The sequence below is a fragment of the Amycolatopsis sp. NPDC004772 genome, from assembly GCF_053601215.1.
Map to the genome: position 1 here is coordinate 37151 of NZ_JBSGBK010000043.1, position 24614 is coordinate 61764.

A 24614-nucleotide genomic window follows, 5' to 3' on the forward strand; every position below is an offset into this window, starting at 1 on the left:
GCTGCGGCGTCGGCTAGATTCCCCGGTGGACTTCGGGGGGTGGCGATGACAGGACCGCTGAGACGGCCGATCCTGGCGGTCGTCGGCGTGCTGGCGGCGATGGGAACGGCGGCCTGCGGGGTGCCCGGCGCCACGGCCGCGGCCCCGGCGCCGACGACCATCGGCGCGGAGTGGCGCTCGTTCCGCGCCGACGTCACCGGGATCCGCCCCGGCTCGGACGACCACAGCCTGTTCGTGCAGGTCGCGCTGCCCGGCAAGGACCCCGGCTGCGTCCGCGAACCGCGGATCGAACAGGTCGTGGAGGCGAAGACCGACATCCGCGCCGACGTCGTCTACTCGACGCGCCCCGCGGCGGGCGGCTGCCAGGACAAGGTGCCCGCGGAGGTCCCGCTGACGACGGCGGACCCGATCGCGGACCGGACGGTCATCCTCAACGCCGACACCGGCAACGCCTGGCACAAGCTCGGCGCGGGCTGGGGCCACTGCGACCGCCAGGGCGCCTGTGCCCCGCCCGCCGACCACTGCGACCCGGCGTGGATCGGCGCCGCGGTGTCCGCTGCCGGCGCCGCGGGCCCGGGCACCACCCGCGCCTGCGACCCGTCGTGGCTGATCGTCGACCTCGCGGGCGCCCGCAGTGCTTTCCGCTGGAGCGACGCGGGGTGGACGTCGTTCGCGCAGGCGCACTCCGCCGGCTGCGCGGAGCTCCTGGCGGCCGCACCGAAGTTCCCGGTCGCGCTCTGCAAGGCGCTGCCCGCGCCCGCCTAGCGCGCCAGCTTCTTGACGATCTCCGCGCCGACCGCCTGCACGGCGGCGTCGGTTTCCTGCTGCGGCATCGGCGAGTTCGAGAAGAACCCCTTGTCCCAGCCGGACACCTCGAGGACGACGACGGTCGTGCCCTTCAGGACGTGCAGTTCGGAGCCGCTGAACGCGCTGTCGGTGGCCAGCCGGACCAGCAGGGCCTTGTCGCCGAGGCCGCGCACCTCCGTCGGCGGGATCGGCGGCGCCTTCGGCGTGAACAGGTCGTTCGCCTGCTCGCGCGCGCTCTCCCCGGAGTACCGGGTGATCTGGACGTGCATGGTGGCGTCGCGGACGTTCTCGTCCGGCCCCGGCTTCCAGCTGCAGCCCTGCTGCTTGATGCCCGGCAGGTCCTCGGTGCCCTGACCGGCCAGGACGAAGCTCGGGAAGCCCGCCTTCTCCAGCACCGGCGCCGGGACCTGGCACTCGGCGGGCACCGGCGACGACGACGGCGCCGCGCCGGTGCTCGCGTAGTAGTCGCTCGCCACGATGCTCAGCGGGATGCCCGCGCCGAGCAGCACGACGACGCCGCCGATGATGCCGAAGACCAGCCCCGTCCGCTTCTTCTTCGGCGGCGGCACCGGCGCCCCGTACCCCGCGAGCGGGTAGCCAGGCGGGTAGCCCTGCGGTGGATAGCCCTGCGGGGGCGGGTACCCGGGCTGCTGCGGGTACCCGGGCTGCTGCTGCGGATAGCCCGGGTACCCCTGCTGACCGTGGCCGTACGGCGGTTGCTGCATCGAGCCCTCCCTCTCGAAGCGCGGGGGTCAGTGCGCGAAGTGGCGCGTCCCCGTCAGGTACATCGTGACGCCCGCCTTCTCCGCGGCCGCGATGACTTCGGCGTCGCGGACCGAGCCGCCGGGCTGCACGATCGCGCGGACACCCGCCTCGACCAGCACCTCCAGGCCATCCGGGAACGGGAAGAACGCGTCCGACGCGCCGACCGAGCCCTTGGCCCGATCGCCGGCCCGCGAGACCGCCAGCCGCGACGAGTCGACCCGGTTGACCTGACCCATGCCGACGCCGACGGTCGCGCCGTCGGCGGCCAGCAGGATCGCGTTGGACTTGACCGCGCGCAGCGACCGCCACGCGAACTCGAGGTCGCGCAGGGTCTGCTCGTCGGCCGCGGTGCCGGTGGCGAGCGTCCAGTTGGCGGGGTCGTCGCCGTCGGCGTCGATCGCGTCGGCCGTCTGCAGCAGGACGCCGCCGGAGATCGGCCGGAACTCGACCGGGAACGCCGGGGCCGCCGGCAGCTTCAGCAGGCGGATGTTCTTCTTGCGCTGCAGGATTTCCAGGGCTTCGGCGTCGAAGTCGGGGGCCAGCACGACCTCGGTGAAGACCTCGGCGATCTGCTCGGCGGCCTCGCGGCTGACCGGCCGGTTCGTCGCGATGACGCCGCCGTAGGCCGAGACCGGGTCGCAGGCGTGGGCCTTGCGGTGCGCCTCGGCGATGTCCGCGCCGATCGCGATGCCGCACGGGTTGGCGTGCTTGATGATCGCGACGGCGGGCTCGGCGAAGTCGTACGCGGCGCGGCGAGCGGCGTCGGTGTCGACGTAGTTGTTGTAGGACATGGCCTTGCCGTGCAGCTGCTCGGCGTGCGCCAGGCCCGGGTTCTGGCTCTTGTAGAGCGCGGCCTTCTGGTGCGGGTTCTCGCCGTAGCGCAGGACGTCGGCGCGTTCCCAGGTGGCGCCGAGGAAGTCCGGGAAGCCGGCGTCGTCCGCGGGCGCGTACGCGGAGGCGAACCACGAAGCGACAGCCGTGTCGTACGCCGCCGTGTGCGCGTACGCCCGGGCCGCGAGGCGCTTGCGGTCTTCGAACTCGAAGCCGCCGTCGGCGACGCGCTCGAGCACCCAGCCGTAGCTCGCCGGGTCGACGACGACCGCGACGCTGCCGTGGTTCTTCGCCGCGGCGCGGACCATCGCCGGGCCGCCGATGTCGATGTTCTCGACGCAGTCCTCGGGGCTCGCGCCGGACGCGACCGTCTGCGCGAACGGGTACAGGTTCACGACCAGCAGGTCGAACGCCGCGATGTCCAGCTTCCGCAGCTGCTCGACGTGGTCGGGGTTGCCCTGGTCGGCCAGCAGGCCGGCGTGCACGTTCGGGTGCAGCGTCTTGACGCGGCCGTCCAGCGACTCCGGGAAGCCGGTGACCCGCTCGACCGGCGTGACCGGGACACCGGCGTCGGCGATGGCCTTCGCCGTCCCGCCGGTGGAGACGATCTCGACGCCGGCCGCGTGCAGGCCGGTCGCGAGGTCCAGGAGGCCCGCCTTGTCCGAGACGCCGATCAGCGCCCGGCGGACCGGGCGCCGTCCCAGGTCAGTGCTCACGAAATGTCACCTTTCGTCCGTCCACGGTGCAGCCACCGCGGCCGAGTCGCTCGATCGTTTCCACCAGCAGCCTGCGTTCGACGGCCTTGATCCGTTCGTGCAGGACGTCTTCGTCGTCGTCGTGCTCCACGACGACCGCTTCCTGGGCGATGATCGGCCCGGTGTCGACCCCGGCGTCCGCGAAGTGCACGGTCGAGCCGGTGACCTTGACGCCGGCTTCGAGGGCGTCGCGGACCGCGTGCATCCCGGGGAAGGACGGGAGCAGCGCGGGGTGCGTGTTGATCACCGTGAAGCGGCCGAGAAACTGCTCGCCGAGGATCTTCATGAACCCGGCCGAGACCACGAGGTCGGGCCGGTACGCCGCGACGGCCTCGGTCAGCGCCTTGTCCCACGCGGCGCGGTCGGGGTGGTCGGCGACGCGGACGGTGAAGGACGGGATGCTCAGGCGCTCGGCGCGGGTGAGGGCTTCGATGCCGGTGCGGTCGGCGCCGACGGCGACGACCTTGGCCGGGAAGCCGGACCGGCCGGTGGCGTCCAGCACCGCCTGCAGGAGGGTGCCGGAGCCCGACGCGAGCACGACGAGCTTCACCGGGGTGGGCAGCTCCAACCGTTGAGACAGAGCGGGCTCCTTGCCGCGGGCGGTGCGCAGCCGGGCGCACGGCGCTTCACCAGGTCACGTAAACCCTAACGGTCGCCCTCGTCCGGCTCGACGTCGCCGCAGGTCTCGGTGCCTCCGGTCACAGCCTCGTCCGGGCCGGGAGCGGTTTCGGCGGGTTCGTCGAGGCCGAGTTCGGCGTCGGCCTCGGCTTCGAATTCGGCGTCCTCGGCGGAAAACTCGTCGTCCTCTTCGGACGGCTCTCCGGCTGCTTCGAGTTCCTCGACGGCTTCGGACGCTTCCTCGGGGTCGATGTCGTCGGCGTCCTGGAAGGCTTCGTTGTCTTCGAGCGCTTCGGGCGGCGGAGCGGGCGGCTCGTGCTCGCCGGCGAAAAACGCGACGAACGATCCCGGGATGACGATCCAGCAGAACGCGACGACCGAGGCGACGCCGACGGGGACGCTCACCGGGTCGAACGGGCCGTCGCCGAGCCGTCCGCCGGCGAGCGTGCCCAGCACGACGCAGCCGAGCGCGACGACGGCTCCGGCGACCGCGACCGCGCGGATGCGCTGCGCCGGATCGGCGTCCACCTTGCGGAGCGACCAGCCGGCCAGCGCGCCGGCCGCGGCGGGCAGCACCAGCAGCGCCGGCCACCAGGCCGCGTGGTGCTCGGGCAGCCCGCCGAGCAGCGGGACGGCGGGTACGGCGCCGCCGCGGTAGCCGAACATGCCGACGGTGAGCGGCCCGATCGAGAACCCGGGCCCGGTGACGAAGGACAGCGCGGCCGTCACGGCGTTGGGCAGATACAGCAGCGAGAGCAGGAAGAGCCCGGAACTGGTGCCGAGCCCGGGTTCGTACGTGTCGGACACCGTCGCCCACGACAGCGCGGTCGCGACGGTGAAGACGGCGGCACCGCAGGCCACCAGGACGGCCAGGCTCATCGCGCCGACGCGCAGCCCGCGCAGCGCGAGCGGGTCGAGGCGGTCCGCGACGGCGTCCGGCAGCCCGCACGAACGGGTGATGCCGGCGGCCGAGGCCGCTCCGGCGAGCAGGCCGGGGACCACGAAGGCGGCGAAGGGGTTCGCCGTCACCGACGAGCCTTGCGCGCAGAAGGCGATGACGAGCCCGAACACCGCGTGCGCGCCGGTGATCGTGAGCAGCACCGGCTGGGCTTCCCGGAACGACCGGCAGCCGAGGCGGCGGGCGGCGCCGGACGCCGTCCGCGCGGCCAGCGCGACCACGCCCAGCGTCGGCAGTAGCGGGAGCATCCCGAGCGGGTGGCCGGCGATGCCGAGGCGCACCTGGTGCGCGGCGAGCCAGCCGGGGCCGGCGGCGAGCAGCACACCGGTGTCGGAAAAGGCGGCGCGGCCGGCGGTGAGGGCGACGAGGGTCAGCACGGTCGCGACGGCGGCGTAGCCGGTGACCAGCGGGCCGAGGGCGGCGGCCAGCAGCACCCGCACCCGGGACACGCGGACGGGTTCGGGTGCGCCCACCTCGTCACCCGGCGGGTGGGGTTCTTCGGTGAGCAGGTCCATGATCCGCACCCTGACATCCGGGCTGCTCCGTTCGGGAGAGCCACGCCGCCGCCGGGCGCGGGAGCTCACCCGGTCGGGTAGCCCCGGACGCGAAACACCCGCTGTGACACGGAGCGTCACAGCGGGTGTCCGGGGTGGGGCTGCGTCAGTTCGACTTGCCGAAGCCGCCGGGCGGCGTGCCCGGGTTCTCCGGCGGCGGCTGCTGGAAGAACGAGCCCTGCTGCGGGGCGTAAGTGGTGGCCTGCTGGCCCGGCGGCGGGGTGGTCGACGGCGGGTTGGGCGAGCCGTACTGGCCCGGCTGCGAGAACGGCGCCGACGGCTCCCCGGTCGGGGCGACCGGGCCGTGGCCCTGCTGGCCGAACTGCTGGCCGGGCTGGCCCTGCTGGCCGTACTGCTGCTGGCCCGGCTGGCCGTACTGGCCGCCGTAGGAGGGCGCGGCGGGCTTCGGCGCCGGCGGCTTGATGACGTCGTGCGCGATCAGCAGCGCGGCGACCGCGGCGAGCATCTGCAGGATGCCCAGGATCAGGATGACGGTGACGATGCCGGGCGAGGTCTGCATCCCGACCAGGGTGTCCAGGACCTCGAGCGCGCCGAGGACGCTGAACAGCGCCGCGAACGGCAGCGTCTTCGGGCCCTTGGGCAGCGCGGTCATCCCGGCGAGCAGGCCGCCGCCGAGCAGGAACGTCCCGCCGAGGCCGACTTCGCCGTTGTCGGAAAAGCCGAGGAAGTACTGCACGAGGCCGAGGCCGGCGACGACCAGGGCGAGCAGCAGCGGCAGGTTCTGCGGCAGGCCCGCGCCACCGGCGGACGCCTGGTGCGAGTGCGGCGGCTGCTGCTGCGCCGGGAAGCCACTGGACGGCGGTCCGGGGGGCTGCTGGCCGCCACCCTGCTGGGGGTAGCCGGGCCCACCGCTGGGGAAGGTCATCGGATGCACTCCTGTCGGTTCGACCGGCACCCCGGGCGCGCACGGGCGCCCGGGGAAAGACGAGGCGGCTGGTGTGCGCAGAACGCTAGCGCACTCCGCGGCCGCCAGCCCACCAGACGTGTGAATACCTCGCCCGGTTTCCTACCGGAACGAAGGAGGACCGGCCACCCACCCGGGTGGCCGGTCCTACCAGGAGTTACTTTCCCGGGCTCAGCCCAGGTTGTTGTACAGCTCACGTGCGAGGACGGCGGTCTCGCTCGGGGTCTTGCCGACCTTGACGCCGGCGGCCTCCAGGGCCTCCTTCTTCGCGGCAGCCGTGCCGGAGGAGCCGGAGACGATGGCGCCGGCGTGGCCCATGGTCTTGCCCTCGGGCGCGGTGAAGCCCGCGACGTAGCCGACGACCGGCTTCGTCACGTTCTCCTTGATGTAGGCCGCGGCGCGCTCTTCGGCGTCGCCGCCGATCTCGCCGATCATCACGATGACCTTGGTCTCGGGGTCGGCCTCGAACGCCTCGAGGGCGTCGATGTGCGTGGTGCCGATGATCGGGTCACCGCCGATGCCGACCGCGGTCGAGAAGCCGATGTCCCGCAGCTCGTACATCATCTGGTAGGTCAGCGTGCCGGACTTCGACACGAGGCCGATGGAGCCGGGGCCGGTGATGTCGGCCGGGATGATGCCGGCGTTCGACTTGCCCGGGCTGATCACGCCGGGGCAGTTCGGGCCGATGATCCGGGTGGTGCCGCCCTTGGCGACGGCGTGGGCCCAGAAGTAGGCCGAGTCGTGCACCGGGATGCCCTCGGTGATCACCACGGCGAGCGGGATCTCGGCGTCGATCGCCTCGATGACCGCGTCCTTGGCGAACTTCGGCGGCACGAAGATGACCGACACGTCGGCGCCGGTCTCCTTGATGGCCTCTTCGACGGTGCCGAAGACCTTGAGGTCCTTGCCCTCGATGGTGACGGTCTGGCCGGCCTTGCGGGCGTTGACGCCGCCCACGATGTTCGTGCCGGACTTCAGCATCTTGGTGGCGTGCTTCATGCCCTCGGAGCCGGTGAGCCCCTGGACGATGACCTTGCTGTTCTCGTTCAGGAAGATCGACATCTCACGCACCTGCCGCGGCGAGCTCGGCAGCCTTGTCGGCCGCGTTGTCCATTGTGTCCACCACGGTGACCAGCGGGTGGTTCGCGTCGGCCAGGATCTGGCGACCCTCGACGACGTTGTTGCCGTCCAGGCGGACGACCAGCGGCTTGGTGGCCTCGTCGCCCAGGATCTTCAGGGCCTCGACGATGCCGTTCGCCACCGCGTCGCAGGCGGTGATGCCGCCGAAGACGTTGACGAAGACGCTCTTGACGTCGGTGTCGTTGAGGATGACGTCCAGCCCGGCCGCCATGACCTCGGCCGACGCGCCGCCGCCGATGTCGAGGAAGTTCGCCGGCTTCACGCCGCCGTGCTTCTCACCCGCGTACGCCACGACGTCCAAAGTGGACATGACCAGGCCCGCGCCGTTGCCGATGATGCCGACCTGGCCGTCGAGCTTGACGTAGTTGAGGTTCTTGGCCTTGGCCTTCGCCTCGAGCGGGTTCTCGGCGTCCTTGTCCACCAGGGCCTCGTGGCCCGGCTGGCGGAAGTCGGCGTTCTCGTCGAGGGTGACCTTGCCGTCGAGGGCGATGATCTTGTCCTGCGGGTCGCGGACCAGCGGGTTGACCTCGACGAGGGTGGCGTCCTCGGAGACGAAGGTCTCCCAGAGCTTCACCACGACGTCGGCGGCCTCGTCGATGATGTCGGCCGGGAAGTTGCCGGCCTTCAGGATCTCGAGCGCCTTCGCCTTGTCGACACCGGCGATCGCGTCGACCGGGATCTTCGCGAGCGCTTCGGGGCGCTCGACCGCGAGCTGCTCGATCTCCATGCCGCCCTCGGAGGACGCCATCGCCAGGAACGTGCGGTTCGCGCGGTCCAGCAGGAAGGAGAAGTAGTACTCGGACGCGATGTCCGAGGCTTCGGCCACCAGCACGCGACGCGTGATGTGGCCCTTGATGTCGAGGCCGAGGATGGCTTCCGCCTTCTCCTTCGCCTCGTCCGGCGTCTGGGCCAGCTTGACGCCGCCCGCCTTCCCGCGGCCGCCGACCTTCACCTGCGCCTTGACGACGACCTGGTTGCCGATCTGCTCCGCGGCGGTCTTGGCTTCTTCGGGGGTGCTAGCCACCGAGCCCGGCAGAACCGGTACTCCGTGGGCGGCGAAGAGATCCCTCGCCTGGTACTCGTAGAGGTCCACTACTCCAGTCTCCTGACGACACGCCACTGTGGTGGTCCGTTGCCGGACCGCGCTGTCGGACCAGTCGAGGTTAGCGACCTGCGCAGACGCAGGGGACTCCGCACCTGGTGAAGTCGGTCACCGTCCGCGGTCAGACGGTGTTCCCGAGGTGTGAGACCGCCCACCGCGCAACCATTCCAGGGCATTTTCGGGGTCTTGGGTGGGGAGGATCCGAACGCCGTTCAAGGCCTCGGCCAGCCCGGGCGGGGGTCCTGCGCCGAGCACGCCGACGGCATCGGGGCCTTCTTGGTCGGCGGTGGCGCGGAGCTGGTCGAGGGTGTCCAGGGGGCCGGCGTGGATGACTTCCATGCCTTCGTCGCGGAGGGTGCGGGCGAGCTTGATGGCGGATGGGTCGGGTCTTTTGAACTCGACCAGCAGGACGCGGAGGCGTGCGCGGGGTGCGGTGTCGGCGGGCGGCTGGCTGGGGGGTGTGGCGTCGGCTGGGGGCCGGGGGCTGGATGCCTTCGGCCCGTCAGCGTGCACGGCGGTCCCCGGCTGCGGCCATTCCGGCGGCGAGCAGGAGCGCGGCCGTTGCGGCGAGCGCGACCCAGAAGCCGGTGGCCGGGCTGGCGCCGCCCAGTGCGCCGCCGACTAGTGGCAACTCTGCGGCGTGCAGGGCGGTGAGCACGGCCGCTCCCGCGAGCAGAGCGGCCGCGGGCTTTGGGCGGGATCGCGTCGCGAGTGCGGCGGCGCCGACTACCACCGCGGCCGCCGTCAGCAGGCCCCACGATGGCGTGTCGAGGTTGGACCACAAGCCCGCGGCGACGTAACCGGGGACGGCGAAGACCGGCAATCCGAACGCCGCGACCGCCAAGATTGCGCCGGCCGCCACCGGGGTCAGGACGTTGCTCTGGGTTGTCCCTTGCCCCGCGTCTTCGCGTTCGACGACTCCCGTTCCCGCGGCGGCGAGTGCGGCCAGGGCGGCGAGCACGAGCGCGGCGAACGTCCAGGCTGCGCCGGCGCCGAGGTCGTAGGTGAAGACGGGCGCGGCGGTGCCCCCGAAGCCGGCGAGGTTGCCGGCCTGGGTGGCGGTCAGGGCCGTGTTGAGGACGGCCGTGCCGGCCAGGACGATTCCGGCCCAGGCGACCCCGAGCACCGGCCGCGCGACCGCGGCGGTTCTCGGGACGAGCACGCCCGCCGCGGGAACGGCGAGCACGAGGGCGGCGACGAGCAAGAACCAGCGTGCGGGACTGTCCGCGGCGGCGCTGACCGGCGTGACCGCGCCCGGGTTCAGCGCCGTGACGGCGACCTGCGGGGCGAAGGCGCCGATCAGCGCGGCGGCCGCGGTGGCGAGGCCGAGGACGCCGGTGGTGAGCCGCCACCAGAAGAGGCCGGGGAGCTTGGCGTCGCCGGTCTCGGCCTTCTTGGTGCTTTCGGTGAGCCGCGTGCCAGCGAGACCGGCGATGATCGCCGTCGCGACGAGGGCGAGGGCGGGGCCCCAGGTGACGTGCAGGTCGGCGCGGAAGAGCCCGGCGAGAACCGGCGGCGCGGCGACGGCGAAGGCCCCGGCGGCGAGCCCGCCGAGCGCACCCCGGGCGACCTGCTCGGCCGGAGCGGCGAGGGCGAGCGCGGCGGCCAACGGCAGGGCGGCGGCGAGGAGGAGGTAGCCGCCGAGAGCGGGCCAGGGGCCTTCGAAGGCGGCGCGGGCGAGGAGGAAACCGTTGTCGGAGTGGACGGGCGCGGTGAGCAGCCCGGCCCCGGCGACGACGGCGAGCAGCGGGACGAGCAGCCGCCAGCGCCGTCGTTCGGGTTCGTCGTGGTTCCGGAGGGCCTGCCAGGCGCCGACACCGGCGGCCGCGGTCAGGAGGTGCCCGGCGACGAGCAGCCAGAAGCCGGCGCCGACGGCGGAGCTGCCGAGGAACCGGTCGGGCAGGTAGAGCTCGGGCCGGATGGTGAGGGGGCCGTTGGCGGCGAACTGGAGGTCGAGGACGAGCCGGCCGGGAGCGAGGGCGGCCAGGCCGAGGACGAGGCCGCCGCCCACGCCGGGCTTGTTCTTGACGGCGAACCAGACGGCGGCGGCCGCGGGAGCGATGGCGAGGAGGGCGAGCCACGGCCAGCTGGTGAACCCGGGCGCGGCGGCGGGCGAGACGGGGACGAACGCGGCGGCAGTGAGGGCGACGGCCCCGAGGGCGGCCAGGGTGAGGGCGGTTTTCAGGGCGGTGGAGGGGTGGGTTTCGTCGGCCCAGGGGTCGGCGGGCTCGCCGGGGGTTGGGTGCGCCGGGCTTCCGGCTCGGCCGGCCTGGGCGGCGGGCTCGCCGGGGGCTGGGTGCGCTGGGTTTCCGGCTCGGCCGGCATGGGCGGCGGGCTCGCCGGATGCGGCCTTGCCGGAGGTGGGGCGCGCGGGGCTTCCGGCCCGGGCGGCAGGCTCGCCGGATGCGGCTTCGCCGGAGGTGCGGCGCGCTGGGTTTTCGGCTCGGCTGGCCCGGGCGGGCGACTCGCCGGATGCGGCTTTGCCGGAGGTGGGGCGCGCGGGGCTTCCGGCTCGGCCGGCCCCGGCGGGGGACTCGCCGACTGCGGCTTCGCCGGAGGTGGGGGGCGCGGGGCTTCCGGCCCCAGCGGCAGCCTCGCCGGATGCGGCTTCGCCAGTGGCTGGGCGCATAGGGCTTCCGGCCCGGGCGGCCCGGGCGGCCGGCTCGCCAGGGGTGGCGTGCGCCGGGCTTCCGGCTCGGCCGGCGCCCGTCGGGGACTCGGCGGCTGCGGCTTTGCCGGTGGTGGGGCGCGCCGGACTTTCGGCCCCGGCGGGGGGTGAGGCGGGGTTGGCGGAGGCGCGCGGAGGCTTTGGGGATTTTTCGGGCACGACGGGTATACGTGCCGCGGCGGGGACGGGGCTCGTCGGGGCGTCGGATTCGGGAGATTTTTCTCGCGCGCTGGACGCCTCACCGGCAGCCGGTACCGGGCGCGTGGGGGCGTCTGGCTGCGGGGCGCTCTGGCCTTCCGCATGCGGGTTCGGCTCGGCTGGACCGGTGTCGGGCGGGCTCTGGGCCGCTTCGCCCTTGCCTCGCGCCGGGGGTTCTCGGCGGGGGTCGGGGGTGCTTCCGGTGGGGGGCTCTGCGCGTGGGGGCATGTTGCCCGCGACGCTAGCAAGTTCGGACCGCGGCGGACCCGTTGGCGGGCGCGAGTCGTCGAAGGTGCTTCAACCCCGCGTTGCAATTCGTTATTCCGGGCTTCGGGGCCTCCGAGACCTCCGTTGGGCCCTCTGGCGGGTCTTCACCACCCTCTCAGCCTGTAAGGCAAGTCACACCGAACGCCGTAAACCCCCTCTAACTTTGGGTGATCTCCACAGGTGAGCGGGGTGTCGGCTCCACCCGATCGGCCGACCGAGGGGGCACGTCTTGCCGACAGCGGTACCCCTTCGTTACTGTCCCGGGGTCCCCATTACAGTCAGGTCACGAAGTAGGACGCCGAGCAAACCACCCCCGAGGTTGGCTCACCGGGTTCCCCCGCCCGCAGTCCTCGACCCGGCTCCCCGACGATGGAAGGCCCTGTCTTGGCTTCACACCGCTCCCCCGGCGGCCAAGCTCCTTCCCCGGCACTGAAGGACGCGCTCGAAGGCGCGGTCGTCCGTGTCCGGGGTGCGCACCGCATCGCCCCGCCCTCTTCGGCCCTGCGCGGCCGTGTCGTGGTTGCCGCTGTTGCGGCTGGTGCGTTCGCCGCCGCTGCTGCGGGCTCGACCCTCAAGACAGTCACCGACTCGAACACCGCCGTCACCCCCCTGGCCAACAGCCAGGACGCCAGCGCTTCGCTGACCGCGGGGGGTGCGGGCTCCGGGGGTGCTCCGGAACTCCTGCCGACCGGCCACGCCGTCGATGCCTCCGCCGAAGCCGCGAAGCTCGCTGACAGCGCTTCTGTCACGCAGGCCCGCGAGCAGCGCGAAGCCGACGCCGCCAAGAAGGCCGCCGAAGAAGCCGCTCGCCCGAAGACCTGCCTGCCCGCGCACGGCACCTTCACCTCGGGCTTCGGTGCCCGGTGGGGCACGAGCCACCTCGGCATCGACATCGCCAACTCGATCGGCACCCCGATCTACGCCGCCTCGGACGGCACCGTGATCGAGGCCGGGCCGGCCAGTGGTTTCGGCCTCTGGGTGCGGGTCCAGCTCGACGACGGCACGATCCAGGTCTACGGCCACATGAACAGCTTCTCCGTCAAGGAGGGGCAGAAGGTCAAGTGCGGCCAGCAGATCGCCGAGATCGGCAACCGCGGCCAGAGCACCGGCCCGCACCTGCACTTCGAGGTGTGGCAGAACGGCACCAAGAAGATCGACCCCCGGCCCTGGCTGGCCGCGCGCGGCATCGTTCTCTGATCCGTTCGCTCCCTTCGCGGGAGCAGGCACCAGCAGCGGGACCCCGGCCGTAGAGCGAGCGTTCGCTCCGGCCGGGACAGCGCAGGCGGGCGCACCCGGCGAAGGGCGCTCAAGGCACGCGCTCCGCCGAGCCGCTCGGGTGCTGGAACCGGTCACGAGATCAGGGTTCACCGCTAAGGGCCAAACACAAACGCCCGGATCGGGTAAGTCTTGGCCAGCGGGTGAAAGCCGGATGGCAACGCGCTGGTTCGGCGAGGGCGCTTCGTCGCGAACACGGGCCGCACCAAGCGGTTCCGGCGAGGGCACATCTCCACGGGTGCGGGCCGCGCCAAGCGATTCCGGCGAGACCGCATCCCCGCGGGCACAAGCCGCGCGGAAGCCGTCGAGGCCGCTGCCGATCACACGCATCGCCAGAAGCGCGCCAGATCGAGCCGAGAGCCGCGAGACGACCCGAACCACTCCCGGGCCGTCAAACGCCGTCCACAGGCGCCTCAGCGCCCGAAACGACCTACCGCTGTCCACCCGGTGAACGGCGGATGAAGTACGCCACCGCGATCTGCCACACCGTGCACAGCTCCGCCGGGCGGCGGACCGGCAGCCAGCCCCAGGGCACAACTCCCCCTGCGCCCCCCGCGGAGCGGACACGCGCGGCACTCCGGGCCCTGGTCGTCCAGCGGCGTCCCCGGCCGCAGGTGACACAACGCCCGTCCGCGCCGAGCTCGTGCTGCCTGAGCAACGCTCGCCAGGCGGCGGCCAGCCGGCACGCCTCCGCTCCCGCAGGCGAAGGATTTCCTGAAGCCCCCGAAGGCTCCCGACCCCGATCCGGAACCGTCGACCCCAGGACTCCTCGCAGGTATTTCTGTACCCCTTCGGCCAGAAGACCAAACAGCACCGCGTCCACACCACGCTACTCCCTCCGTCGAACCTTTGTTCGATGACGGGGTCAGTTGTACCGGGCGGGTACGACGATTCCGGCGGCGATCGAGGAGATCGCCGCCGGAATCACTCGGACGAGTGGCGGCCGGGCTAGAGCTTCACCATCGGGACGCTGCCGATGAGCATCAGACGGACCTTGCCCGCCTGGCCGAAGTCGATCGTGGCCGTCGCGCGGGGGCCCACGCCGTCGCAGGAGATCACCGTGCCGAGGCCGTACTTGTCGTGGCTGACGCGGTCGCCGACGTCCAGCTTCAGCGCCACCGTGTCCTTCCAGCCCTTGCCGAACGACGGCGTTCCCGACGAAGACGGCGACGAAGTCCGCCGGCCGCCCCAGGTGGTCGCCGCCCGCGGGGTGCCGCGGGAACCGGAACCGAACGAGCCGAAGCCGCTGCTCGACGGCTCCAGCCGCCGCCAGTCGACCAGGTCCGGCGGCAGCTCGTCGAGGAACCGCGACGCCGGGTTCATCGACGGCTGGCCCCACGCCGAGCGCGTGATCGCGCGCGAGACGTACAGCCGCTTCCTGGCCCGCGTGATCGCGACGTACGCGAGCCGCCGTTCCTCGGCCAGCTCCGTCGGGTCGCCCAGCGCGCGCATGTGCGGGAAGACGCCGTCCTCCCAGCCGGTGCAGAACACCACCGGGTACTCCAGGCCCTTCGCGGTGTGCACGGTCATCAGCGTGACCACGCCCGCGCCGCCGTCGCCTTCCTCGCCGCCGTCGGGCGAAGGCACCGAATCCGCGTCCGCGACCAGCGACACGCGCTCGAGGAACGCCGGCAGCGAGCCCGGCGCCGGAACGCCTTCTTCGACGACCAGCTCGGCGTTCTCGTCCGCGACCACCTCGGCGGTGATCTCGGTGAACTCCCGGGCCACGGTGACGAGCTCGTCCAGGTTCTCCACCCGCGTGTGGTCCTGCGGGTCTTCCGACTCCTCGAGCTCGACGCGGTAGCCGGTCTTGTCCAGCACGGCTTCCAGGACGTCGTGCACCTCGGCGCCGTCCGAAACCAGCGTCCCCAGCTCGTCGAGCATGGCGACGAACCCGCCGATCGCCTTCACCGAGCGCGGGTTCAGCAGCGGCACCTTGCCTTCGACGGCGTCCCGCAGCGCCTGCGCGAACGAGATCCGCTCGCGCTCGGCGTGCGTCGCCACGACGGCTTCGGCGCGGTCGCCGATGCCGCGCTTGGGCACGTTCAGCACGCGCCGCAGGCTGACCGTGTCCTCCGGGTTCGCCAGCACGCGCAGGTAAGCGATCATGTCGCGGACTTCGCGCCGCTCGTAGAACCGCACGCCGCCGACGACCTTGTACGGCAGGCCGAGCCGGATGAAGATCTCTTCGAAGACGCGGGACTGGTTGTTGGTGCGGTAGAAGACGGCGACGTCGGAGTAGTCGGCTTCGCCCTTCTCCGCCAGCGCGTCGATTTCGCCCGCGACGAACGCGGCTTCGTCGTGGTCGTTGTCCGCGACGTAGCCGACGATCTTCTCGCCGTCGCCCGAATCCGTCCACAGCCGCTTGGCGCGGCGGTTCGGGTTCCGCTCGATGACGGCGTTGGCCGCGGACAGGATCGTCTGCGTGGAGCGGTAGTTCTGCTCCAGCAGGATGGTGTGCGCGTTCGGGAAGTCCCGCTCGAACTCCTCGATGTTCCGGATCGTCGCGCCGCGGAAGGCGTAGATCGACTGGTCCGCGTCACCGACGACGACCAGCTCGGCCGGCTCGACACCGGCTTCGTCCGGCGCCGTCCCGGCCAGCTCGCGGACCAGCGTGTACTGCGCGTGGTTCGTGTCCTGGTACTCGTCGACCAGCACGTGGCGGAAGCGCCGCCGGTAGTACTCGGCGACGTCCGGGAAGGCCTGCAGCAGCGACACCGTGCGCATGATGAGGTCGTCGAAGTCGAAGGCGTTGGCCTGGTTGAGCCGCCGCTGGTACTCGCCATAGACCTCGGCGACGCGGCGCTCGAGGTCGTTGCCCGCGTTCGCCGCCGCGGTCTCCGGGTCGGTCAGCTCGTTCTTCAGGTTCGAGATGTGCACGGCGAGCGTGCGGGCGGCGTAGCGCTTCGGGTCGATGTCGAGGTCCCGGGCCACCAGGGTGATCAGCCGCTTGGTGTCGTCGGAGTCGTAGATGGAGAAGCTCGACGACATGTCCAGCGTTTTGGCTTCACGGCGCAGGATCCGCACGCACATCGAGTGGAACGTCGACACCCACATGGCGTTCGCGCGGCGCCCGACGAGGGCGGCGACGCGCTCGCGCATCTCGGCGGCGGCCTTGTTGGTGAACGTGATCGCCATGATTTCGCCGGGATGCACGCGGCGCTGCCCGAGCAGGTAGGCGATCCGGCGGGTCAGCACCCGGGTCTTGCCCGATCCCGCACCCGCCACCACCAGCAGCGGGCCACCGGCGTGGGTGACGGCTTCGCGCTGGGCGGGGTTGAGGTCGTCGAGCAGCTCGGCCTGCCCGCCGGCGGCGGGCTTGCGCACAGGGGTCGCGGCGGGGAGATCGAAGAGGGTGTCCATCGTGGCGTCCACGCTACCCCGGGTGGGTGCCGGTCCGGCAAAGTCGTCGGGTGTGTCCGGGCGCGGTTCCCGTACGGCGGCGGGCGTACCGCCGGGTGTCGCCCGGCGTCCGACGCGCCGCGGCCCCCGCGCGCGGAGCATCGGTGGACATGGAAGACACCAGCTCCGCCCGGATCCGGGCCGCCGACGCCGATCGCGAACGCGTCGCCACCACCGTCCAGACCGCCGGTTCCGAAGGCCGGCTCACCCTCGACGAGGTCGAAGAGCGCCTCAGCCGCGTCTACGCCGCGCGGTTCACCGACGAACTCGCCGCGCTGACCGCCGACCTGCCGCGGCCGGCGCCGCCGCCGCCCGGTTTCCCGTTGAGCCGGGCCGCGCTGCGGCGGCACCCCGCGCTGCGCGTCCACGTCGCCGTCGTCGCCCTGATCGCCGCGCTCGTGATCATCCGCTGGGTCCTGCTGGGCGCCGGGTTCTTCTGGCCGGCCTTCCCGCTCTTCTGGCTCGGGGTGAGCCTCCTGGTGCACGCCCGGGTGCGCTCGGTGCGGGAGCGGCCGCACACCGCTGTGCCATACTGATCTCATGCGGCACCACGCGGAGCGATTTTTTTACGGGACCCGGACTCCGGCTCCCGTGATCGCGTAGTGCCCGAACCGCCATCACGCCAGCCCCGGAGTCCACGGACCCCGGGGCTGTCGCCGTCTCGGGGCCGGGTCCGGGTCTCGAGGAAGAGGTCCCGATGAACGCACACGCGACGAACGCCGACGGCCAGCCCGCCGAACACACCCCCGCCGGCGACGACATCGCGGCGCTCCGGCAGGAGATCGACCACCTGGACAAGGAGATCCTGCGGCTGGTCAAACGCCGGGTCGAGGTGTCCAAGACGATCGGGGCCGCGCGGATGGCCGCGGGGGGCACGCGCATCGTCTACAACCGCGAGATGGACGTGCTCGCGCGCTACCGCGAGCTCGGCCCGGACGGCCGGCAGCTGGCCATGGCGCTGCTGAACCTGGGCCGCGGGCGGCTCGGCCGGTAACGGTTGCCCGAATTCGGGGACTTCCCCGAGGCACCGGCGGCCCCCGTGCGGGCAGACTGGAGCCATGGACTGGCTCGTGAACCTCATCGCCGTCATCGTCGCGCTCGCGAGCGTGCTGGCCGCGCTGGGCCATGTGGGGTATTTGGCGTTGCTCAACAACGCGGCGGGTAAGCGGGCCGGGGGCACTCCGGTCGCGCAGTACGTCAAGAGCAGGTGGGCCGTTGCCGGCGGTACCACCGCGGCCTCGTTGTTCGCCTGGTTGCTCACGGCCGGGGGACCGACGCTGGACGTCTTCGCGATCATCGTCGCCGCGGGTAGCGGTGTGGTGGCGACGAAGGCGCTGCAATCCACGCGGGACCGTTACCGCACGGGAGGCTGAAACCCCTGATCAGGGGCGATGGCGCTGCGTGAAACTTCGCAGCGTCACCATCGCCCGTTCGGTCGCGCCCGACCGAGTGAAACCTCTGCAACTTGCAGGTTTGGGGGCGACTTTCTCCACCGGATGCTCCTAGGGTTGACGTCGTGAGGACCCTTGCGTCTGGGTCGGGCGATGCCCGGGGGACGCGCGGGGGCATCGGCCCCGCGCGCCTGCCGTCGCGTGCGCGTGCATTTGCGCAGTATTCCGAACGGGATTCCGCGCGTGAGGGTGCTCCGATCGGGTCGTCGTGCCGCCGGATGGCGTCAGGACCGCACCGCCGGGTGGTCGAGCCCACATGAGCCAAGGCACGGAGTTCCACGGACGCGGTGCGGCGCCCGCTCATCCCGGGCGGCACCGGAGCGGCGGCGCGGAGAGCTGGACGCCACCGCTGCCGCAGCACCGCCCCGTGCGGCACCACGCGGCCGGTGCGCCGGAGCCGGGGCTGCAGCACGCGCCGGCGGGCGGGGCCTACGGGTTGCGGCCGCCCGAGCCCGGCTTGGCGCCCGAGGGCAGGGCCCACGGATTGCCGCAGCCAAGCCTTCGGTACAGGACCGGCGAGGCTTCCGAGGGTGGCGCCTATGCGTTGCGGCCACCTGAAAACGGCTTGCGGTGCCGGCCCGGCGAGGTGCCCGAGGGCGGGGCCTACCGATTGCCACAGCCCGGCTTGTGGTGCCGTCCCGGCGAGGTGCCCGAGAGCGGGGCCTACCAGTTGCCGCAGTCCGGCTTCTCATCCGGGTCCGGCGAGGCCTATTCCCTGCCGCACCAAGCTCCGGGTGGGCGCTGCCACCAATACCCCGGCGAGACCTCTGTCTCCGGCTTCTCCGGAAGGCTGGCCGGGCCGGAGGTGGACAGCCGCCCTTTTCGGGGCGTGACCGACGAGCCCGATGCGCCCGTTTCCGGGCTGCTGCCCCTTCCGCAGCCGCGTGACCGGCGGCCCGCCGCTTCGCTCTTCCCGGCCGCGCACGGGAGTCTCCCGATCGACGAGCCCGACGACCTCGATGACAGCGAGCCGGACGAAACGCCGGTCGCCGAGACCCATGCCGAGCAGGTCGCGCGGCGGACGCGCGTCTCGCTGGCCGCTCCCGCTCCCCGGTGCGTCGACCTCGATGAAGACGACGTCCGGGTCTACTCCGCTCCTCCCATCGACGGCCTCGGCGGCTTCACCATCGGGTCCGTGCCCGCCTCCGTAACCCCGCCGAAGACCTGGCGGAAGGCGGCCTGGTTCGCCACCGGCGCGTCCGGTGCCGTGGTCGTCGGGCTGCTGTGCGCCGGGTCCTTCCTCGTCGGGAAGCCGCCGGTGGACCAGGCCGTGCAGGGTGCCTGGCCGGGCTACCAGGGCGTTCCGACGATCGCCGATCCCACCGGGGAACACCGGCCGCCCACGGAGGGCGGATCCGGGGCCGGGCCGGAGAGCGCCGCGCCGCCGGAAAGCGGGAAGGCCCAGAGCGGCGGGGGTGGCGGGCCGGTCGACGACGCCACTGCCCCGGCCGACGCCGGCACCGCCTCCCCCGGCACCTCGACCACCGGTCCCGCCCTCCCCAGCGCGACGCCGCGGAAGCCGCCGGTCACGCCCGCCCAGCGCGAGACGCCGGTCAAGCCGCCGTGGTGGTACTCCTTCCCGCCGGACGCCCAGACCATGGGGGACAACTCGGAGAAGTTCTTCAACACCGTCACCACCGACCCGGCCGCGGCGTCGTCGGTGACCACCGGCCGGCTGCACGACCAGGGGCCGCAGGCGCTCGCCGACCGGTACGCCGGCATCGCCTACTTCGAAGTCAAGAAGGTCAGCATCGACCAGCAGCGCGGCGTCACCGTGAACACCGTCGAGGTCACCCACACCGACGGGACCAAGACGGTCGAGGAACGCACACTGACCTTCGGCGACGGCGACAAGATCACCGCTGACGGCCAGTAGCCGAACCTGCACGTGCGGTTCGCCCGTTCTGATGCACGTGCGGTGCGCCGAGCGGTTATGCCTGGTCCGGGTGGGTGACATAAGCTGCCGCTCGTCGTATCGCGACGGCATTCCGGCGACAGAGCCTGGTGGTCGCCGTCCGCACAGGGTTACCTGACGACAACGAATCCGGAAACCGGCCACGAGTCGGCCGACCGGACCAACGGGAGCCCGGCCGAACGGCCGAGTGCCCGTCACCGGAACCCAGAGCGAGGACTTTCGTGCTTGATCGGCAGCGCACACGGCGTGAGTCACCCCACGCCGTCCGCGTCGAGGACGTCATCCCGGCCGACATCCTGGACGGTGTCGCCGACGCCGACCGCGACCACCTGGAGCAGGTCTTCCGCGACCCGCAGCGGTTCCTGCCCGCCCGGACCGAGCCGGTCCGCGAGCCGGAGCAGGCCGAAGAGACCGGCGAACCGGAAAGCCGGTTCGCGCGCCGCGCGAAGCTGACCGGGCTGGTCGCCGCGGGCGCGCTCGTCGCCGGCGCCGTGGTCGCCGCGCCGATGCTGACCAGTTCGCACCGCGCCGCCGCCCCGTCCGGCGGCCAGTCCACGCCCGCCGGGTTCACCGGCGCCGCGGAGCTCGGCGGCCTCGCCGTCCCGCAGCACCAGGCCGGCGGCAGCGCGCCGGAACGGCACAGCCCCGCGACGTCGCAGGCCGAGGACACCCCGTCCGCCCGGCCGGCGAGCGGCACCCCCCGCAGCCAGCCCACGCCGGCCGCGGCCGACCCGGTCCCGGACAAGGCCGCCGACGCGCGCAGCGCCAGCCGCAAGATCCAGGCCGTCAAGGACTTCTACGCCGCGATCGCCCGCGACTCGGCCGGCGCGCTGGCGCTGCTGAGCCCGGCGCTGGTCGACGGCACGGCCGGCGAGCTGGTCCGCACCTGGAGCGCGATGGACGCCATCGACGTCCAGGAAGCCGACACGCAGATGCAGCCGGACGGCTCGATCCTCGCGGTCGCGACGCTGCACCGGCCGGACGGCGCGCTGGTGCGCGTCACCCAGCTGTTCCGGGTGGCCGACACCGGTGGGCTGATCACCGAAGCCGAGCTGGTCTCGGCCCAGTACATGTAGCCCACGGCGATCACCCCTTCACCCCTGGTTCAAGTGCCCGTGCCGGATTCGTGTGCGCAGAGTGAGCGCCTAGCCTTGTCACGGGCCGGTCTCGGAAAAACCGGCTCAGAGCCCACGACATGTGCATACGCTCCAGCGAAGCGGCGTGCTCGTGGCCGCGTCACCAGGCACCGATCCGCACGCCCTGGTGAAGCCGGAGCCCAAAGGGAGGTCGCGTGAGCGACGAGGGTCGTCTGGTCGCCGATCGATACCGCATCGTCGGCCGGATCGGCACGGGCGCGATGGGGGCCGTCTGGCAGGCGCACGACGAGGTCCTGGGCCGCACCGTGGCCATCAAGCAGCTCCTGCTCCAGCCGCACCTGGACCAGCACGACGCCGAGGACGCCCGCCAGCGGACGATGCGCGAGGGCCGGATCGCGGCCCGGTTGCACCACCCCAACGCGATCTCCGTGTTCGACGTCGTCACCGACGACAACGGGCAGCCGTGCCTGATCATGGAGTACCTCAACTCCACCAGCCTGGCCGCCGTGCTGCAGGAGCGCCGCACGCTGCCGCCGACCGAGGTGGCGCGCATCGGCGCCCAGGTCGCCGCGGCGCTGCGCGAGGCGCACGCGGTCGGCATCGTGCACCGCGACATCAAGCCGGGCAACATCCTGCTCGGCGGCAACGGCGTCGTGAAGATCACCGACTTCGGCATCTCCCGCGCCAAGGACGACGTCACGGTCACCAAGACCGGGATGATCGCCGGCACCCCCGCCTACCTGGCCCCCGAGGTCGCCATCGGCGGCGAGCCGGGGCCGGAGTCCGACGTCTTCTCCCTCGGCTCGACGCTCTACGCGGCCTGCGAGGGCCAGCCGCCGTTCGGGCTGTCCGAGAACACGCTGAGCCTGCTGCACGCCGTCGCGGCCGGGCAGATCAACCCGCCGCGCCAGTCCGGGCCGCTGGCCAGCGTGCTGGCCGTGCTGCTGCACCCGGAGATCGAGCACCGGCCGACCGCCGAGGAGTGCGAGGAGCTGCTCGCGGCCGTCGCCCGCGGCGAGACGCCGCTCGGCGGCCCGGCCGACGAGACCATGATGGCGCCGTCCGCCGGCGTCCTCGGGGCCGCAGCCGCCGCCGACCCGAACGCGACGCAGATGTTCGACGAGATCCCCGCGGGGCACTCGGGCACGCTGCTCGGCGGCGGCGGTGGGGCACCGACGCAGGCCGTCCCGTTCTACGACGAGGACGACTACCCGGAGGCCACCGGGTACCCGGAGGACGACTACGACGGGTACGACCACTACGAGGACGACCACCGCGCGGCCGGGGGCGTCCCGCCCGGCCTGGCCGCCACCCGCGCCGTCCCGGTTCCGCCGCACGAGCAGGGCGGGTACGAGGACGACTACGACGATTACGACGACGAGCCCCCGCCGCCCCCGGTCCGGTCCCGTCCGCAGATGAGCCCGGTCGACGACGACGAGGGCAAGCCCGGCGCCTGGAAGCGCCCGGCGATCATCGGCGGTGTCGTGGTCGTGGGCCTGGTCGCGCTCGTCGTCTGGCTGCTGAGCCCGAACAACCCGGAGGCGCCGGCCGCGCCGGTGTCCAGCAGCAAGCCGTCGCCGGTGGCGACGTCGGAGACGCCGACCCCGACCTCGACCGACGAGGTCAGCACGGCCGACGTGCCGCCTCCGGTGACCGAGTCGACCTCGTCGTCGAAGAAGGCGACGACGTCGCGGAACACCGAGCCGGCGACCACCACCCCGAAGTCGACGACGCCGAAGACGACGACGCCGACCACCGAACCGCCATCGACAAGCGCGGACCCGTCAACCAGCGGGGGCGCGAGTACGCCGCCGGCAAACGGATGATCGAGGACCGATTTGAGTTCTGAAGGCACCATCGTCGGCGGTCGGTTCCGGCTGGACCAGCCGATCGGCCGCGGCCGCGCCGGCATCGTGTGGCTGGCGTTCGACACGCGGCTGTTCCGCACCGTCGCGATGAAGCGGATGTACCTGCCGGTCGGCGCGGGCGAACGCGCCGAGCAGGCGCGCGCCGCCGCCATGCAGGAAGGCAAGGATGCCGCCCGGATCGAGCACCCGTGCGCGATCAAGGTGTTCGACGTGCTGCCGGACGGCCAGGACGTCTGGCTGGTGATGGAGTACATCCCGTCGCGCAGCATGGCGACGTTCCTCGCCGAGCACGGCCGGCTCACCCCCGACCAGGCGGCGCAGCTGGGCATTCAGCTCGGCAACGCCCTCGCCGCCATCCACGGCGCCGGGTTCGTGCACCGCACCCTCGAACCGGGCACCGTGCTGCTGGCCGACGACGGCGGCGTCAAGCTCACCGACATCGGCATCAGCGGCGGCGGGCCGCACGCGGCGTACGTGGCGCCCGAGGTCGCGCGCGGGCTGCCGGGCACGCCGGCGGCGGACGTCTTCTCCCTCGGCGCGACGCTCTACACCGCCGTGGAGGGTGTGCCACCGTTCGGGGACGACGGCCAGTCGTCCGAACGCCCGCCGCAGAACTCGGGTGTCCTGACCGAAGCGCTGCGCAAGATGCTGCGCCCGGACCCGGACACGCGGCCGACGATGGCCGACACCGTCCACTCGCTGAAGGCGATCACCGAAGGCCGCGAAACGGCGTTCATCCCGCCGACCGCGCCCGGGATGCAGCCGCCTCCGCCCCCGCCGCCGCCCTTCAACCCGGGCCTGGCGGCCGCGGGGCCGCCGATGCCGCCGTCGGGGCCGCAGTACCAGCAGCCGATGCCGGTCCCCGCGCCGCACTATGCCGGGGCGGAGGAGACCCAGCGGATGCAGCCGGTGGCGCCGCCGCCGACGCAGTACGCGCCGCGGCCGGTGCCGGGTGGCCCCCAGCAGGCCCAGGCCCCGGCGTGGAACCTGCCGGTGTCGAAGAAGACGCTGGTCACCGTGGCCGCGATCCTCGCCGCGGTGCTGGTCGGCATCCTCGTCACCGAGCTGTTCTTCGTCTAGGCCACCTTGGCGGTCGCCGCGCGCATGGCGGCCAGCAGCGTGCGGACGGCCGGGTGGCCCGAGGCGCGCGAAGCGACCGCGGCATGGATCGCGCGGACCGGCTCGGGGTTGCGGATCCGGCGGACGACCACGCCCGGGTGCTGCGCGCCGAGCCCCAGCTCGGGGATCAGGCCGACGCCGATGCCGGCGGCGACGAACCCCTGCGCCGTCTGGTAGTCCTCGGACTCGACCACGATGTTCGGCGCGAAGCCGGCGGACGCGCAGGCGCCCTGCAGGATGTCGCGGCAGATGCCGGGCAGGCCGTCGACGCCGACCCAGGGCTCCTCGGCGAACTCGGTGAGGTCCAGCACGCGCTTGCGGGCGAGCGGGTGGGCCTTCGGGAGCACGGCCCGGTACGGGTCGTCGAGCAGGTGGACCAGCTCGATGCCCTTGGCGGGCGGGGTCTTGCGGGGGAAGACGGTGATCGCCACGTCCGCGTCGCCGGATTCGACGTCGAGGATCGGGTCGTCGAGCTCGACCAGCTTGAGGTCGAGGCGCACCCCGGGGTGCTCGCGGCGGACCGCGGCGATGGCGGGCGGGACGAGCGACGCGCCGGCGGTGGCGAAGTAGCGGATGGCCACGCGCCCGGTGCGGCCCTCCTTGAGCTCGGTGAGCGCGGCTTCGGCCTTGGCGAGCTCGGCGCTCAGCGTCTCGGCGTGCTCGGACAGCAGCGCGCCCGCGGCCGTCGGGCGGACGCCGCGGCCGACGCGTTCGAGCAGTTCGGTGCCGGCTTCGCGTTCCAGCGCGGACAGCTGCTGGCTGATCGCGGACGGCGTGTAGCCGAGGTTGCGGGCCGCGGCCGTGATCGACCCGCTGGTGATGACGGCGCGGAGGACCTGCATGCGGCGGACGTCGAGCATGCCCCGATCGTACAGCTCAGCTTAAGTGTTCCTGCAGTT

General features: G+C 72.7%; 19 protein-coding genes. 9 read left to right on the plus strand and 10 right to left on the minus strand.

Features of this window, described 5'->3' with window-relative positions:
* The first annotated feature begins 45 nt into the window (after positions 1-45).
* Positions 46-765, plus strand: coding sequence for a hypothetical protein (locus ACWEF6_RS24680; protein WP_449685118.1), 720 nt, complete (start codon positions 46-48; stop codon positions 763-765).
* Here ACWEF6_RS24680 and ACWEF6_RS24685 read toward each other — a convergent pair.
* The 8 genes from ACWEF6_RS24685 to ACWEF6_RS24720 all read right to left on the minus strand — a co-directional run bounded on the left by ACWEF6_RS24685 (position 762) and on the right by ACWEF6_RS24720 (position 10466).
* The gene (locus ACWEF6_RS24685; protein ID WP_449685119.1) at positions 762-1532 is read right to left on the minus strand and encodes a hypothetical protein; all 771 of its coding nucleotides are present in this window, start codon (positions 1530-1532) and stop codon (positions 762-764) included. The genes ACWEF6_RS24680 and ACWEF6_RS24685 overlap by 4 nt on opposite strands.
* Before the next feature lie 27 nt (positions 1533-1559).
* Entirely contained in the window at positions 1560-3119 is a 1560-nt protein-coding gene (gene purH / locus ACWEF6_RS24690) for a bifunctional phosphoribosylaminoimidazolecarboxamide formyltransferase/IMP cyclohydrolase (protein ID WP_449685120.1), read from the minus strand.
* A complete protein-coding gene (gene purN / locus ACWEF6_RS24695) occupies positions 3109-3726 on the minus strand; it encodes a phosphoribosylglycinamide formyltransferase (RefSeq protein WP_310967530.1) in 618 nt (205 codons plus the stop codon). The genes purH and purN overlap by 11 nt, the downstream gene beginning before the upstream one ends.
* Before the next feature lie 77 nt (positions 3727-3803).
* Positions 3804-5258, minus strand: coding sequence for a cell division protein PerM (locus tag ACWEF6_RS24700; RefSeq protein WP_449685121.1), 1455 nt, complete (start codon positions 5256-5258; stop codon positions 3804-3806).
* A gap of 136 nt (positions 5259-5394) precedes the next feature.
* A complete protein-coding gene (locus tag ACWEF6_RS24705; protein WP_449685122.1) occupies positions 5395-6174 on the minus strand; it encodes a DUF5336 domain-containing protein in 780 nt (259 codons plus the stop codon).
* A 210-nt stretch (positions 6175-6384) separates the two neighbouring features.
* A complete protein-coding gene (gene sucD, locus ACWEF6_RS24710; protein WP_310967533.1) occupies positions 6385-7275 on the minus strand; it encodes a succinate--CoA ligase subunit alpha in 891 nt (296 codons plus the stop codon).
* A 1-nt stretch (position 7276) separates the two neighbouring features.
* Positions 7277-8446 (minus strand): ADP-forming succinate--CoA ligase subunit beta, encoded by a 1170-nt coding sequence (gene sucC / locus ACWEF6_RS24715; protein ID WP_310967535.1) that lies wholly within the window; start codon positions 8444-8446, stop codon positions 7277-7279.
* A gap of 511 nt (positions 8447-8957) precedes the next feature.
* Positions 8958-10466: a hypothetical protein gene (locus tag ACWEF6_RS24720; protein ID WP_449685123.1), complete on the minus strand. Its 1509-nt coding sequence runs from the start codon at positions 10464-10466 to the stop codon at positions 8958-8960.
* A gap of 1638 nt (positions 10467-12104) precedes the next feature.
* Between ACWEF6_RS24720 and ACWEF6_RS24725 the strand changes: the two genes are divergently transcribed.
* Positions 12105-12785, plus strand: coding sequence for a M23 family metallopeptidase (locus tag ACWEF6_RS24725; protein ID WP_449685132.1), 681 nt, complete (start codon positions 12105-12107; stop codon positions 12783-12785).
* 1026 nt (positions 12786-13811) lie between these two features.
* Here ACWEF6_RS24725 and pcrA read toward each other — a convergent pair.
* Positions 13812-16226, minus strand: coding sequence for a DNA helicase PcrA (gene pcrA / locus ACWEF6_RS24730; RefSeq protein WP_449685124.1), 2415 nt, complete (start codon positions 16224-16226; stop codon positions 13812-13814).
* Positions 16227-16375: 149 nt separating this feature from the next.
* On the opposite strand from pcrA, the gene ACWEF6_RS24735 reads away from it, so the two are divergent.
* The 7 genes from ACWEF6_RS24735 to ACWEF6_RS24765 all read left to right on the plus strand — a co-directional run bounded on the left by ACWEF6_RS24735 (position 16376) and on the right by ACWEF6_RS24765 (position 23676).
* Entirely contained in the window at positions 16376-16801 is a 426-nt protein-coding gene (locus tag ACWEF6_RS24735) for a DUF1707 SHOCT-like domain-containing protein (protein WP_449685125.1), read from the plus strand.
* A gap of 161 nt (positions 16802-16962) precedes the next feature.
* Entirely contained in the window at positions 16963-17259 is a 297-nt protein-coding gene (locus ACWEF6_RS24740) for a chorismate mutase (protein ID WP_310967542.1), read from the plus strand.
* 64 nt (positions 17260-17323) lie between these two features.
* Positions 17324-17638 carry a hypothetical protein gene (locus tag ACWEF6_RS24745; RefSeq protein ID WP_310967544.1) on the plus strand — a complete coding sequence of 105 codons (315 nt, stop codon included), beginning with the start codon at positions 17324-17326 and terminating at the stop codon, positions 17636-17638.
* A gap of 907 nt (positions 17639-18545) precedes the next feature.
* On the plus strand, positions 18546-19592 hold the full coding sequence (locus ACWEF6_RS24750; protein WP_449685126.1) for a hypothetical protein: 1047 nt from the start codon (positions 18546-18548) through the stop codon (positions 19590-19592).
* 260 nt (positions 19593-19852) lie between these two features.
* On the plus strand, positions 19853-20707 hold the full coding sequence (locus ACWEF6_RS24755) for a hypothetical protein (protein WP_449685127.1): 855 nt from the start codon (positions 19853-19855) through the stop codon (positions 20705-20707).
* Between the two features lie 215 nt (positions 20708-20922).
* Positions 20923-22554 carry a serine/threonine-protein kinase gene (locus ACWEF6_RS24760; RefSeq protein WP_449685128.1) on the plus strand — a complete coding sequence of 544 codons (1632 nt, stop codon included), beginning with the start codon at positions 20923-20925 and terminating at the stop codon, positions 22552-22554.
* A gap of 12 nt (positions 22555-22566) precedes the next feature.
* Positions 22567-23676 (plus strand): protein kinase domain-containing protein, encoded by a 1110-nt coding sequence (locus tag ACWEF6_RS24765; RefSeq protein ID WP_449685129.1) that lies wholly within the window; start codon positions 22567-22569, stop codon positions 23674-23676.
* Here the strand turns inward: ACWEF6_RS24765 and ACWEF6_RS24770 are convergent.
* On the minus strand, positions 23673-24575 hold the full coding sequence (locus tag ACWEF6_RS24770; RefSeq protein ID WP_449677473.1) for a LysR family transcriptional regulator: 903 nt from the start codon (positions 24573-24575) through the stop codon (positions 23673-23675). The two genes, ACWEF6_RS24765 and ACWEF6_RS24770, sit on opposite strands and share 4 nt — an antisense overlap.
* Positions 24576-24614: the final 39 nt, after the last annotated feature.

Bases quoted from the DNA above. Each gene is read 5' to 3' on its own strand.
- ACWEF6_RS24680 (WP_449685118.1), top strand. From the start codon at position 46: ATGACAGGACCGCTGAGACGGCCGATCCTGGCGGTCGTCGGCGTGCTG.
- ACWEF6_RS24685 (WP_449685119.1), bottom strand. From the start codon at position 1,532: ATGCAGCAACCGCCGTACGGCCACGGTCAGCAGGGGTACCCGGGCTAT.
- ACWEF6_RS24705 (WP_449685122.1), bottom strand. From the start codon at position 6,174: ATGACCTTCCCCAGCGGTGGGCCCGGCTACCCCCAGCAGGGTGGCGGC.
- sucD (WP_310967533.1), bottom strand. From the start codon at position 7,275: ATGTCGATCTTCCTGAACGAGAACAGCAAGGTCATCGTCCAGGGGCTC.
- pcrA (WP_449685124.1), bottom strand. From the start codon at position 16,226: ATGGACACCCTCTTCGATCTCCCCGCCGCGACCCCTGTGCGCAAGCCC.
- ACWEF6_RS24735 (WP_449685125.1), top strand. From the start codon at position 16,376: ATGGAAGACACCAGCTCCGCCCGGATCCGGGCCGCCGACGCCGATCGC.
- ACWEF6_RS24740 (WP_310967542.1), top strand. From the start codon at position 16,963: ATGAACGCACACGCGACGAACGCCGACGGCCAGCCCGCCGAACACACC.
- ACWEF6_RS24745 (WP_310967544.1), top strand. From the start codon at position 17,324: ATGGACTGGCTCGTGAACCTCATCGCCGTCATCGTCGCGCTCGCGAGC.
- ACWEF6_RS24770 (WP_449677473.1), bottom strand. From the start codon at position 24,575: ATGCTCGACGTCCGCCGCATGCAGGTCCTCCGCGCCGTCATCACCAGC.